The organism is Prevotella veroralis (genome assembly GCF_018127765.1).
Lineage (GTDB): Bacteria > Bacteroidota > Bacteroidia > Bacteroidales > Bacteroidaceae > Prevotella > Prevotella veroralis.
Window position 1 is genome coordinate 1,301,743 of sequence record NZ_CP072330.1, and the last position, 12,384, is coordinate 1,314,126.

General features: G+C 42.3%; 12 protein-coding genes. 3 read left to right on the forward strand and 9 right to left on the reverse strand.

Annotated features, from left to right (window positions below; genetic code table 11):
- Nucleotides 1-4: 4 nt before the first annotated feature.
- From J5A55_RS05420 to J5A55_RS05450, 7 genes are all read right to left on the reverse strand, one after another.
- On the reverse strand, nt 5-985 hold the full coding sequence (locus J5A55_RS05420; RefSeq protein ID WP_234396098.1) for a radical SAM/SPASM domain-containing protein: 981 nt from the start codon (nt 983-985) through the stop codon (nt 5-7).
- Between the two features lie 179 nt (nt 986-1,164).
- The gene (locus J5A55_RS05425) at nt 1,165-2,877 is read right to left on the reverse strand and encodes a sigma-70 family RNA polymerase sigma factor (protein WP_004384424.1); all 1,713 of its coding nucleotides are present in this window, start codon (nt 2,875-2,877) and stop codon (nt 1,165-1,167) included.
- Between the two features lie 234 nt (nt 2,878-3,111).
- Nucleotides 3,112-4,149, reverse strand: coding sequence for a nucleotidyl transferase AbiEii/AbiGii toxin family protein (locus J5A55_RS05430; RefSeq protein ID WP_004384423.1), 1,038 nt, complete (start codon nt 4,147-4,149; stop codon nt 3,112-3,114).
- Entirely contained in the window at nt 4,127-4,768 is a 642-nt protein-coding gene (locus tag J5A55_RS05435; protein WP_004348713.1) for a DUF6088 family protein, read from the reverse strand. The genes J5A55_RS05430 and J5A55_RS05435 overlap by 23 nt, the downstream gene beginning before the upstream one ends.
- 310 nt (nt 4,769-5,078) lie before the next feature.
- The gene (locus J5A55_RS05440; protein ID WP_004384422.1) at nt 5,079-5,495 is read right to left on the reverse strand and encodes a hypothetical protein; all 417 of its coding nucleotides are present in this window, start codon (nt 5,493-5,495) and stop codon (nt 5,079-5,081) included.
- Complete coding sequence (locus tag J5A55_RS05445) at nt 5,492-6,787, reverse strand: site-specific integrase (protein ID WP_004384421.1); 1,296 nt, start codon at nt 6,785-6,787, stop codon at nt 5,492-5,494. The genes J5A55_RS05440 and J5A55_RS05445 overlap by 4 nt, the downstream gene beginning before the upstream one ends.
- Nucleotides 6,788-6,815: 28 nt before the next feature.
- Complete coding sequence (locus J5A55_RS05450) at nt 6,816-8,045, reverse strand: site-specific integrase (protein WP_004384420.1); 1,230 nt, start codon at nt 8,043-8,045, stop codon at nt 6,816-6,818.
- A gap of 318 nt (nt 8,046-8,363) precedes the next feature.
- On the opposite strand from J5A55_RS05450, the gene J5A55_RS05455 reads away from it, so the two are divergent.
- The 3 genes from J5A55_RS05455 to J5A55_RS05465 are packed head-to-tail and all read left to right on the forward strand — an operon-like array spanning nt 8,364 to nt 10,513.
- Nucleotides 8,364-8,816: a cupin domain-containing protein gene (locus tag J5A55_RS05455; RefSeq protein WP_004384417.1), complete on the forward strand. Its 453-nt coding sequence runs from the start codon at nt 8,364-8,366 to the stop codon at nt 8,814-8,816.
- 12 nt (nt 8,817-8,828) lie between these two features.
- Nucleotides 8,829-9,593 carry an MBL fold metallo-hydrolase gene (locus J5A55_RS05460; RefSeq protein WP_004384415.1) on the forward strand — a complete coding sequence of 255 codons (765 nt, stop codon included), beginning with the start codon at nt 8,829-8,831 and terminating at the stop codon, nt 9,591-9,593.
- A gap of 17 nt (nt 9,594-9,610) precedes the next feature.
- Nucleotides 9,611-10,513 (forward strand): radical SAM mobile pair protein B, encoded by a 903-nt coding sequence (locus J5A55_RS05465; RefSeq protein ID WP_004384412.1) that lies wholly within the window; start codon nt 9,611-9,613, stop codon nt 10,511-10,513.
- A gap of 220 nt (nt 10,514-10,733) precedes the next feature.
- On the opposite strand, the gene J5A55_RS05470 is transcribed toward J5A55_RS05465, so the two are convergent.
- Both J5A55_RS05470 and J5A55_RS05475 read right to left on the reverse strand, forming a co-directional pair.
- Nucleotides 10,734-11,138: a hypothetical protein gene (locus tag J5A55_RS05470; protein WP_004384411.1), complete on the reverse strand. Its 405-nt coding sequence runs from the start codon at nt 11,136-11,138 to the stop codon at nt 10,734-10,736.
- Entirely contained in the window at nt 11,135-12,379 is a 1,245-nt protein-coding gene (locus J5A55_RS05475) for a site-specific integrase (protein WP_004384410.1), read from the reverse strand. The genes J5A55_RS05470 and J5A55_RS05475 overlap by 4 nt, the downstream gene beginning before the upstream one ends.
- Between the last annotated feature and the right edge of the window lie 5 nt (nt 12,380-12,384).

The following is a 12,384-nucleotide window of genomic DNA, read 5'->3' on the forward strand; positions in this document are numbered from 1 at the left end:
TTAGCTATGCTTTTATTTGCTTGAAATGTTTCTTATAGGTGGTTTGCCTATTGCTGGTCCATTGATACTTCCCATAAAACAACTCTATCAGCCGTTTGGGGATTATTCTTTCTAAATTTCTCAACAGGATAATATCATATTTACGATGATAGTTAATCCAGCATTGATTACACGCTTTAGAGTATTGACACTGGACTTCGCAGCTCTCCTTTGAGTTGAATATCTCATCAAGCGTATTCTTATGAATATTACCCAAGGTTACATCTAAATTCTGGCACAAGGGAACATCCCCATTAGAATGGATGACCAATTCACTGAAAATACTATGACACCGCAGTCTCAGTCTATTATTCTTCCACTCGTCATACAAAGCTACAAAGTCAAAGTTCTCATATGTTTGATGTATGGAAGAGGGTATCTGGCTGATGAAATCAGCATCATTGGATTCCATTAAATCTTTGGTTGTGTCGAAGAATGACATTGTGCTGTAAATGCCAATACGTACATCAATGTTATATTGTTTGGCACAATCTATGACATGCCCCATATCCTCAAACGAGTTCCATGGAGAAAGACAGAACATTAGGGAGATAGGCACGATGTCTTTACATGTCTCTATAACCTTAATCACTTTGTCATATCCATCTCTCCCACGCATATAGCGATAGGTTTCTCTATTGCCATCAAGTGATATGTATAGATGTTTGGGATAATGATTCTTTACGGAAGAAATTACCTTGTCTGCTGCAAGGCAGTTGGACAGCAATGTATAGTTTGGGTGGTTAGTATCAAACCATCCCAATATCTTGTCTGCTTCGGGATGAAGGATAAACTCACCTCCCTCCAAGCCGACCGTCGTGCGTTTCGTTATACATTTGCTGTTCATTATCTTGATGATGTCGTATAATCTTAAATTTTCCGTAGGTTTCTTCCAAATGGAACAGTGCTTGCAACGTGACTGGCAGTTGGTAGTGGAATATATCATCAAGGAAGTAAGTTCCTTATGCCGTCTGCGTATTACATTGTTGGCAAATACTATTCCGTTGTGGATGTAGTCATAAATACTGTACATTCTTTCTTTTGAGTTTTGTCTTTTATTGTTAAGAGCAGAAAACCACGAAAAGACTGCACAATATTTATGACTTTTTTTTCTATTTATTTCATTTACCAAGTAAGCCGCAATCCAAATGGTACTGTTATGATGAACGGATGCTCTGTGCGGTAGGTTTCAAGGCCACTGCCATTCCAGAAGTAATAGAACATGTTAGGTTCTAAATACAGACTGAAAGGCTTGAATAGCCTATACTGAACACCGATACCTAAGTTCACAGACCATTGATAACGTGGCTTGATGTCACCCTTTAACGTGTAGGACGAGTCAGACGTTATGATATACTTCTTATCAAGTGAACTGTGAACTGGCATCTCGAATGTCACTCCACCGGTCGTATAAGCATTGAATCGTCCCTTGCTCCATATACGATAGGTCAATCGCAATGGTATGCCCACATAATCAATCTTCTGGGTCTTCAACAAGGTCGCACCATGAAACTCACTCTCAAAATCAGACTTTATTCTTGTGTAAGTCAATCCTGTTCCAAAAGTCCAATGGGAACTTAGTTGCTTGTTGAGCGACAAACTAAAGGTCTGAGGGCGGTAGTGATGCGCCTTCTCACCTAAGGAAGCGTTGCCCTCTGTTGCATTATTCAGTGCTATCCATGACATTTTTGCCCTCTCGACGGAATCCATCAGTGCATTGTTCCGAACTAAATAATTTACATAATCATCCCATGTATATAATTTGGCCGCAGCCCCACCATTAGCGTAATCTACTACTGATAGGTAGTTCAAATTGGACATGGCTCCATTTGCTCCGGCATTAGATGAATAGCCGAAGTTAAATGTCCATGGGTATTTCTTCTTATTGCTGACACTAGGCGACATACTTTCATTCAATGCCATCATTTTTTCTTCGGTAATTTGTGGAATGCGAAGCACGGAGTCTTTGGTGCTGATACCCTTTATAACCAATTGTTTCTGTATAGAATCCACATGGAAAACTACAGTCTGCTGCTCGGATTCTACACTATCTGTTATCATCCGTGAAGAAATCTTTTCAGTAGAGGTAGCCATTTCTGCCAAGGCACGTTCATCATTATTACTGGTACTTATACTTGATGGGATGGAATATCTTGGTTGCACTATCTTTTGAGAGGCAGATTCTTTTAGAACCGGTCCTGGCAGCTCCTTATGAGTGGTTACTGCTGTTTGCTTGTGTTCAGAAGTTCCAACAGTTTTGTCCTTCGTTACGAAATAGATATAGACAGGTATCAGAATTGGAAGCAAGAAGAGCATCCAATAGTTCATCAGTATGGTCCGCAACATTTTCTTTGCTCGAACCAACTGAGAAGATGAACTGTGAGGATTGATACCAAGCAGTTCTCCAATTTCCTTATGGGAAAGACCATCCAGAACCGAGAGTTTGAATATCTCCCTGTTCCCCTCCGGTAACGACTCTATTGCCGACAGCAATAGTTCAAGTTCTATATTCTTTTCTTCCTCGTCTTCTTCGCTCAAAAATTCTATGCCCAGACTAGACAGAGGAATGTCATCCTTCTCTGTGCTTTGCAGGTACCTTAGAGAAAGGTTCCTTACAATGGTGATCATCCATCCCTCCAATTTTGAGTTGTCTTTCAGCGATTTGATGGAGGTGAAGATGATGATGAACGCATCATGCAAAATATCTTCTGCCGTGCTTTCGTCTGTCACATAATGCTGGCATATCCGCAATAATCTGTCGGAATATGCCTTGTATAAATTTCCGAGAGCTTCCCGTTCTCCCTGTTTACATGCGTCTATATCAACATCTACTTTCATAGATATACTTTTCCTTTTTATTAAAAGGAGCAGATTGTGACTAAAAGACTGCACGAATTTTGAAACTTTTTTTTGAAAAACTTGAAAAAAGGCTCAAATTTATGACTAGTGGCCTATTTTTAAGGGCGAATAATCAACAACAAGAGCACTATTGCAAAGTTCACCTCCCGTCATAAAGGAAACATTGGATTGCGTATTTTTGATACCTGTAACAAACGATGGTCAATGGCACATCTAAGGAATTATAATTTGTCTGAAGTCATGAAGTAATTTCTCCATTCTTTTCATCAATTCCTTAAAGGGCTTAGCTTCGCCATATATATATCCATCTACCATATTTGTCTCATAGTCCAGACGATAGGCTTTCAGAACCTCATTTCGGGGGATAAAATCAATACTTGTCGGATAATCTTTGTCATAGTCCACATATCCCAAATGATAGAAACGACGACGATGTTCTACGATAGCCTTATAAAGGTTGCCATCGTTCAGTGACTTCTGGCCAAACTCCGTGTCCATCAATCTATCTAAATCATAAAGATGCCGGGACATACGCAATGTTCTTGGTTCTTCCTTTTGAAGCTCCTCACTAAGAAGCAGTGCCTTCTCCAAAAATGTTCTTGATGGCGTTACAGTCTTGATAGATGCTGTCATTTCATCATCCTCCTCAGGGAACTTATCGAAGACAAGAGAGTGAATGTCGCATTTCTCATTAGGCTCAGACATAGATAGACAACTGATTTCTATTTTAATCCTCGCATCAATAAGTCTCATGCTGGACGGGAAAATACTTTCATAATTGACGAATATTACCGTTGGGTCACTGTCATGATCTATAGGCTTGGGAGGTTCCCCCGCTATCGTTTCATTCTTTACAGTATATCCTTCAATTCCCATTTTCTGAAGTTCCACATCCAGTTCTGCTGAAAGTGTCCCATGAATATAATCTCGCGACGCTTTTCTTAACTTCTTTACCTGGTTGTTGTTCTCACACTTGGCAAATGGCAGGTTAAGGATTTTTTCAAAAAAAATTCTGTCAATGGAGATGTCGATATCTTCACTGAAACGGTTAATAAGATTCCATCCTTTACTCAAAGAAGTTCCACCCTTGAAAAGAAGCCATTTCCCACAAGATGTGTTAAACAGGGCTTTGAGGACTACTGTCACCCACCAATCCTTCTCTATCGCATTATCTTCGATATTATGATCTTGTGCGACTGATTGTATCATTGAGATCCTCTCATCAATGCTATGATTCTGCCAACTGCTCATGATTCTTATTGTTTAGGATGTTTATTATTTTTCTTCTTATCCATGCAGGCATGACTTTTAAGTCTTCCGACATGGTATCGTCCTCTGGATATTTACTCAATATCACATTGATTGCACTTTCCCACTCGCCATTATAGTTTCGTTCACCGATAGCTTTCATGGCTTGTACTAACAGACGTGTGACCTTTCCCTTCAATGCGAAATTCTTGGGCACTCCTCTTTTGAACGTGATGGTTTTATTGCCACACTTGATTTTTCTTGCAGACCCACTGGTGAGAAAAACAGGGGTCATGGTAACTTGTTCGGACAATCCGAGCATATTCAGCGCGGTGCTACCAGTAGGGAGAATCTCTGCATTATCTCTTTCTGCAATAGCACGAGCAATATCCTCGGTAGTTGGATAAACAACACCGAATTTGGTTTCCTTTGTTTTTAGGTATATACCACGAGATAGCCTTAATAACAATCCCTGCCGGACAAAATCTGACAAAATTTTGCCAACATACTCGTCGTCGTATTCTGGGAAACTATTATTAAAAAACAGAGTACCGGTGTTTGCTTTTTCAATACAGTTCCTAAGAATATCAACAACCTTCTTTTCTTCTTTGTTTATTAACATATATTAAGTCGGTTATTTTTGCAAAAATACCGAGTATTTTCCAAACACCCAAATTCTTTGAAGTTATTTTTATTTGGGTTGATCATTTCCATTCCATTTCAGAATATCATTTTGCAAGTGATACGAATATAATGGCAAGCAGTGTGTGTTCTTACTGGAAGATTACCAATAGAAGTAGTATGTAGTTTTTAAGTAGTAACTGGATGCTTCTCTTACTAACTACGCTACAAGATTTTTTCTTTCACCGTATTATACCCTATTGTAGTTATGTAGTAAGATATAATCAGTGAAAGAAAAAAGCGTATTACCATCAGTTATCCATGTTGCCTATCAGGAATATCGGTGTTATTATGGATGCTGGTTTCTGCAGCTTCTGACAGATGTACTTTCTGAACAAATGCGCTTCCGTGTTGTCTAACAGAAAGGACAGAGCGATGATGATAGAAAGTGGATAGAGCGGTGCATAGCCTTTGAGCGGTCCATTGATAACGACTTCTTCCTCGTCAGCAACTCTTTCTTCGGGATGCAGGTTGGAAGATTTCATAATTGTCTGAAGCCTATGGTTGAGTTTCCTCCATGTTACCCCCAAAAAACTCACAAGTTCACTATCTGTCATGGCTATCTCTCCGTTTCCTTTGCGAATGACCTGCATTTTGCTGCCCCAATCAAAATAACTACGCTGATTGGAAGTGTTTGTTCTTATTTTTGGATTGTTGTTTGTCTTCATGCCGTTTCTTCCATTTTACAGGTTACAATATCCGAAGATTCACAAGCCTCTCTCTCCGAAGTTTCCTTTTCTTTTGCCGATTGCTTGGCAATGAGCCTGTCCATATCCTTTGATATCTTTTTGTCCGTCACCTGCGCATAAACTTGAGTGCTTGATATGGAGGCGTGTCCCATCATCTTGGCTATGCTCTCAATAGGAATACCTGCGCTTAGGCTCATTGTGCCGAATGTATGTCTTGCCATATGGAAAGAAAGTCTTTGGCAGATACCGCAAGCCTTTCCCACAATACTCAGTTTGGCATCCATGACACTGCGGCTGCAATCACGGTGAAAGACAAGGTTGTCGTCTTTTTCTTTCACAGTCTGCTGTTCCTCGCTTCTCCTCTTCTCACTCCTGCAATGGTTGATGATGGCTTCAGCTATGGGATGTAACGGCACGATGAACTCAACCTTGGTTTTCTGACGTTCCTTTCTTATATACATCTGTCCGTCCGCTGCCGTTTGAATATGCTTGTATTCCAAATTCTCCATATCTGAGATAGCCAAGCCTGTGAAGCAGGAAAAGACAAACATCAGTCTTGCCAGCTCCGCTTCTCTTTCGTTCATCTTCATTGCCATAAGTTTCATTACATCGCTCTTTTGCAGAAAACGTATCTTCTTTTCCTCCTTGTCATACTTGGCATTCTCAAACGGATTGCAGCGGATAATTCTCTTGCTGACCGCACGGAACATCAGTCGGCTCAGCCAGCAGAGGTTGCTGTTGACGGTGGATGCTTTCAGCCCACGTTTTTTGAGAAAGAAGCGGTATTCCTCGAACAAGTCCTCTGTAATTGTTCCGATGGATATATCCTGCACTCCTTTGTTTTCTACAAATTCACGGAGATTTCTGTCAGAATAGAACAGGTTCAGGTAAGTTCCCTCTGCCCTTGATCTGCCAACACTTTCCTTGACTGCTTGCAGTTCCGCCCTGCTCATGGCAAGGAGCGTGGTCGGATTGGTGGCAATACCCTGTAAGCGGTTCTTTACAAGTTCCACACTTACTACTCCATCCTTTACAAGAATGTTCCGATAGGTCTTTTCCACCAAATCCCTGAACTCATTGATTCTTTGGTTTGTTTTCTTGTTGGTTGTCAACCCCTGCTTGGTGTTCCACTCGGAGACTTTACACTCTTCTCCTGTGGTAATGGCTGCATTCTTTCCGTCGATGGTGATACGGCAGAGAATGGCGGTATTGCCGTCTGCCTTAGTTTTCTGTCTGTTGATATAGAACAGTATCTTGAATGTACTTCTCATAATGATTTTAGTTTTAATATATCTATTGCTAAATACTCATCTGCATATCCTCCGTGAAAGAAAGGAAACAATTAAATTCCTCAAAGAGTTTTTGGGGTGTAACCTTTGCATAACGCTCGGTCATGCTCACGTTGGAATGCCCCAGCATCTTACTCACGGTCTCAATGGGTACACCCTGTTCAAGCGTGATGAGCGTGGCAAAGGTGTGCCTTGCCGTATGTGTGGTAAAAGGAAACGAGATGCCAGCACGAAGCCGCAGGGCTTTCAAATAAGATTGGTAAGTGGCATATCCCATGAAAGGGAGCAATGTTTCCCTTTCATCGCTGTGGAGCTTCTCCATCAGCCGTATGGCTTCGGGCAGCAGTTTGACACGGCAAGGCACACCTGTCTTGTGGCGGTTGAACTTCAGCCAAAGGCTACCCTCGTCGTCACGCACAAGATGGGACTTGTCCAGTTCCATCAAATCACAATATGCAGCACCCGTATAACAGGCAAAGAGAAAAATATCCCTTGCCGTTTCCATTTCTTCCTCCAAGTCCTCAAAGTGGAGAGTCTTTAACTTCTCAAATGCCCCTCTGTCAAGTGCTTTGGGGAGTTTCTTGTTACCCTTGCTGATTTTGACTTTGTCGAAAAGCAGGATGTCTGCCAACCCCTCACGGTAAGCCAGCCTGCAAACTGTTTTCAAATGGGTGGCGACATTGTAGAATGAGCTTTCCTGAAATCCACACTCTCCCAAGAAGTACTGCTGAAACTCATGGATGAAGTTCTCTGTCAGTTGTGAGAAGGCTAAGTCAGAAACCTTATACTTCTTTTGGATGAACTCCTGCAAGTGGATTTTCGTGGAGTGATAGCTTGCCATTGACTCTTTTCTGATGTCTACACCGATATGACTTTCTTTCTCTTTTATGAGCATATCAAGCCTTTCGATGAGCATGCACCGTGTCTGCACACTGCCTTGAAACAGTTCCTTCACGTCGGTTGCGTCAAATGAGCAACCTCTTGTAAGCAAAGATTGATAAGCTGACTGAATGGATAGCAGCAAGTTCTCCAACCTGCCATTCACTTTCACCGCCTCACGACTTTTTCCGTCCATTCTGCTCTCACGAGGATTCCACAAGTCAGGATTACAGGAGAGCTTGCAACTGAACTGTGCGATGGAACGCCCAATGGTTATCCGTCCCATAATCGGTGCTTTACCCGACTTGTCCAGACCGCTCTTTTTGAGGTAGAGCAACACCTTCATTTTTTTTGTTTTCATACGCTTTGATGTTTTGTAGCAAAATTACCAATTTCAAAGCGTTCCTCACTTATGCAGAAAACTGCCGATCGCAGCAACAGCCACACGAGTGAAAATAATTCAGTTACCGAACATTGCTCCATCGTTACCTATGGCAAATTCGGGTAACGCTCTGGTAACTGAACTTCTGCCTAAATCTGCATATACCTGCCCTTTTTGAAAAGGGAAGTTCTATGCAAATTATTCCGTTTCCTGCTCATTATCAGTCAGTTTACACCAACTTCGATATTTCTTCATTTTCGTTGATTAATTGCACTCGTAATCAAAACAAATAGCATTATGAAAGAAATTAAAATTGTAGAAAAAGGTGAGAACTTCACCACGGTGAACGTAGGTAAGTTGAATGAAATTAAGGAATATGAGTTGGCTATGGGCAATTTCTCTATCCCGGGAAAGATGTTTGCCGGACATGCACTACAAGCAACAGGCGCAGAATTGTCTTTCCAAAGTCTTGCAGCTGGGCAGGATTATGGCACACGCCATACCCATAAAACCCACGAAGAGCTTTATTTCATTCTTAAAGGTGAAGGCATTTTCGATGTAGACGGCAAACGATTTCCCGTTTCAGAAGGAAGCATCGTGAGAATTGCGCCCAATGGCAAACGTGCTTTCAAGAACACAGGCAGCAGCGAAATGCTCGTGCTTTGCGTACAATATAAGGCAAATTCGTTCTCTGATGATGATGAACCTCTGAAGGATGGTATTATGCTGGAAGCCAATGTTAAACTTTAATTTTAATAAACAATGAATATCCAACAAGTAAGAAACGCAACGATAATCGTTGAATATGGGGGAAAGAAAATTCTGATCGACCCCATGTTGGGAAAGAAAGGCTGCATGCCTCCTTTCCCCTTTAGTAGAAATCAACACCTGCGCAACCCACTTCATGAACTACCTTTTCCTGTAGAAGAGATGCTAAAAGGTGTAGATGCGGTGTTGCTTACCCATCTACACGATGACCATATCGATGAGGCGGCCTATGAAATGATGCCTAAAGATATGCGATTTTTTGTGCAAGACGAAAACAATCGGCAGGTGGTAATGTCGCATGGATTTAATCATGTGGAAGTTGTCGGCGACAATACAAGGATTGGGGAAGTGAGCATACAAAAGGCCGAAAGCCAGCATGGTAATTTCATCATGAAGTATCCTGCCGGACATACAGCGGGTTATGTATTCACTCATCCACAAGAAAAGACGCTCTATCATGCCGGAGATACCATCTGGTATGCTGGTGTGAAGCGCAATTTGAAGCGTTTTCGCCCCGAGGTTATCACCCTTAATGCAGGTGGCAATGGCTTTCGCTTGGGTGGACGCGTTATTATGAACGATGAAGATGTGGTAAAAGTTGCTGCAGCTGCACCTGATGCAAAGTTATTTGTGACGCATCTTGAAGGCGTGAACCATAATAGCGTGACGCGTGAAATGGTGAGAAAGCGTGCGGAAGTGGCAGGAATTTTAGACCGCGTCTTTATTCCTGAAGACGGTGAAACGGTAGAGGATTTATAAAGAATAAAGGAAGATATATGGCAAAAACACTCATTGGAACGAAAGAGGTGCGTGGCATCATGACCAAGTCCAACCTCCCTGTTGGTGGCTATTCGGTGAATCCATACGTGGGGTGCACCCATGCTTGCAAGTATTGTTACGCCTCATTCATGAAGCGCTTCACAGGACATAAAGAAGAATGGGGCACTTTCTTAGACGTGAAGCATTGGCCTGCAATCAAGAATCCGAAGAAATATGCCGGACAACGCGTGGTTATTGGATCAGTGACCGATGGGTATAATCCCGAAGAAGCAACGTTCCGCAGGACACGTAAACTGCTTGAAGAGCTCAAAGACAGCGATGCAGAAATACTCATTTGTACAAAGAGCGACCTCGTGTTGCGCGACCTTGACCTGCTCCGGCAAATGAAGAAAGTCACCGTATCGTGGTCAGTCAACACGCTTGATGAGACATTTCGTGCCGACATGGACAAGGCCGTGAGCATAGAGCGGCGCATCGCAGCCATGCGAAAGGTCTACGAGGCGGGCATCCGAACCATTTGTTTTGTGTCGCCCATCTTCCCTGGCATCACCAATTTCAAAGCTATTTTTCATGAAGTGAAAGATATTTGCGACCTCTTTTGGCTTGAGAACCTCAATCTGCGGGGTGGTTTTAAGGCCAACATTATGGGTTATATCAAATCATACTATCCCCATTTGTTCCCACTTTATGAAGAAATCTATTTGCATAAAGACCGAACATATTGGAAGCAATTGGAGCAAGAGGCTGCGAAAATGGCGCAGGAGGCTCAATGTAAGTATGTGGATAATGAATTGCCTTACGAACGAAGTCCCAAAGGACATCCCTCGATAGTGAATTATCTTTATCACGAAGAAATCAGAGGGTCAGGAAATACGGGTAAAAGGAATGTTATGCAATAAAACAGATGCGTATCTCTACTGTTGATAGACTACTTGGAGAATAACTACTTATAAGGCTTTCAGTATACTTGAAGGCCTCAAAAACATAGTTGTGTGTAGTTAGACGGTAGTAATAACCTATTCCTACTTTCTGACTACAATACCAACCCTTTCTCTTTCACTGTATTATCCCTTCTTGTAGTAATGTAGTAGGATAATATCGGTGAAAGAGAAAAGTATATCAATTGATACTGTCACTGCAGTGTAGGTATATCTGCTCCACTACAGGTAAAGGGCGTTGTAGCTCTCGACAGAGGTGTTTTCTGAACAAATGGGCTTCCATGCTGTCCAATTGATAAGACAAAGCGATGATGATAGTAAGCGGATAAAGCAAGGCATAACCTCCCAGCCGTCCGTTCACGAATACTTCCTGCTCCCCTGTATCCCTTTCGTCGGGTTGCAGGGGAGAGACTTTTAGTAGAAGTTGCAGACGATAATTGAGCTTCCTCCATGTTACACTAAAGAAATCCACCAGTTCACTCTCTGTCATTGCTATTTCGCCTTTGCCTTTGCGAGTGATTTGCATATTATCGCCCCACTCGAAATAACTGCGATCTCTTTTTATTTGATGGTGATTGACATTCATACGGTTTCCTCCTTCGTTTCTTTTGTCTGATGTTTCCTTATCAACCTGTCCATGTCCTCAGAAATCTTATTATCTGTCACCTGTGCGTAGATTTGAGTACTGGATATAGAGGCGTGCCCCATCATCTTGGCAATACTCTCTATGGGTATTCCTGCACTTAAACTCAGCGTGCCGAACGTGTGCCTTGCCATGTGGTAGGACAACCGCTCTCTGATACCGCAAGCCTTACCCACGATGCTCAGGTTCTTGCTCATCACGCTACGGCTACAAGCACAGTGAAAGATAAAGTCGTCACCTTTTTCTTTCACCGTCTGCATTTCTTTCATGCTTGGTCGTTCTTTCTTGCATTGATTGATGATGGCTTCCGCTATGGGGTGCAGGGGCACAATAAACTCCATCTTTGTTTTCTGCCGTCCCTTTCTAATATATTTCTGTCCGTCTGCTGACATTTGGATATGACGGTATTGCAAATGTTCCATATCGGCAATAGCCAAACCTGTAAAACAGGCAAAGACAAACATCCGTCTTGCTTGTTCTGCCTCCTTATCAATTACTCTCAATGCCATGAGTTTGCCAACATCGCTCTTTTGCAAAAAGCGTATCTTCTGTTCCGTTTTCTCATACTTGGCATTCTCAAAAGGATTGCAACGGATGAGCCTTTGACTGACCGCACGATACATCAGCCTACTCAGCCAACAAAGATAGCGATTCATGGTTGCTGTTGCCAAGCCTCGTTTTTTCAGATAGAAACGGTATTCTTCAAACAAGTCTTCCTGTATAGTGGCTATGACTATATCCGTCATTCCCTTATCCTTTACAAACTCCGTAAGTAACTTATCTGAATAGAGAAGATTCTGATAGGTTCCCTCAGCTCTCGATTTGCCCACGCACTCTTTAACGGATTGCAGTTCGGCTTTGCTCATGGCAAGAAGTGTTGTCGGCGTAGCGGCTACTCCCTGCAAACGGTTCTTGAGCACTTCCACACTTACCACTCCGTCCTTTATCAGAATATCCTGATAGGTCTTTTCTACAAGTTCCTTAAACTCGCCGATTCTTTGATTGGTCTTCTTGTCGGTTGTCAGTCCTTGTTTGCTGCTCCACTCGGAGGACTTGCACTGCTCGCCTGTGGTGATAGCAGTGCTCTTTCCGTCTATGGTGATACGGCAGAGAATGGCGGTCTTGCCGTCTGCCTTTATTTTCTGTCTGTTGATATAGAACAGTATCTTAAATGTACTTCTCATAAAAA

What these genes read in the sequence shown, in the direction of transcription:
- J5A55_RS05460 (WP_004384415.1), top strand. Translation starts at nt 8,829, where the DNA reads ATGAATATCCAACAAGTAAGAAACGCAACGATAATCGTTGAATATGGG.
- J5A55_RS05420 (WP_234396098.1), bottom strand. Translation starts at nt 985, where the DNA reads ATGATATATTCCACTACCAACTGCCAGTCACGTTGCAAGCACTGTTCC.
- J5A55_RS05425 (WP_004384424.1), bottom strand. Translation starts at nt 2,877, where the DNA reads ATGAAAGTAGATGTTGATATAGACGCATGTAAACAGGGAGAACGGGAA.
- J5A55_RS05445 (WP_004384421.1), bottom strand. Translation starts at nt 6,787, where the DNA reads ATGAGAAGTACATTCAAGATACTGTTCTATATCAACAGACAGAAAACT.
- J5A55_RS05440 (WP_004384422.1), bottom strand. Translation starts at nt 5,495, where the DNA reads ATGAAGACAAACAACAATCCAAAAATAAGAACAAACACTTCCAATCAG.
- J5A55_RS05455 (WP_004384417.1), top strand. Translation starts at nt 8,364, where the DNA reads ATGAAAGAAATTAAAATTGTAGAAAAAGGTGAGAACTTCACCACGGTG.
- J5A55_RS05430 (WP_004384423.1), bottom strand. Translation starts at nt 4,149, where the DNA reads ATGAGCAGTTGGCAGAATCATAGCATTGATGAGAGGATCTCAATGATA.
- J5A55_RS05435 (WP_004348713.1), bottom strand. Translation starts at nt 4,768, where the DNA reads ATGTTAATAAACAAAGAAGAAAAGAAGGTTGTTGATATTCTTAGGAAC.
- J5A55_RS05470 (WP_004384411.1), bottom strand. Translation starts at nt 11,138, where the DNA reads ATGAATGTCAATCACCATCAAATAAAAAGAGATCGCAGTTATTTCGAG.
- J5A55_RS05465 (WP_004384412.1), top strand. Translation starts at nt 9,611, where the DNA reads ATGGCAAAAACACTCATTGGAACGAAAGAGGTGCGTGGCATCATGACC.
- J5A55_RS05450 (WP_004384420.1), bottom strand. Translation starts at nt 8,045, where the DNA reads ATGAAAACAAAAAAAATGAAGGTGTTGCTCTACCTCAAAAAGAGCGGT.
- J5A55_RS05475 (WP_004384410.1), bottom strand. Translation starts at nt 12,379, where the DNA reads ATGAGAAGTACATTTAAGATACTGTTCTATATCAACAGACAGAAAATA.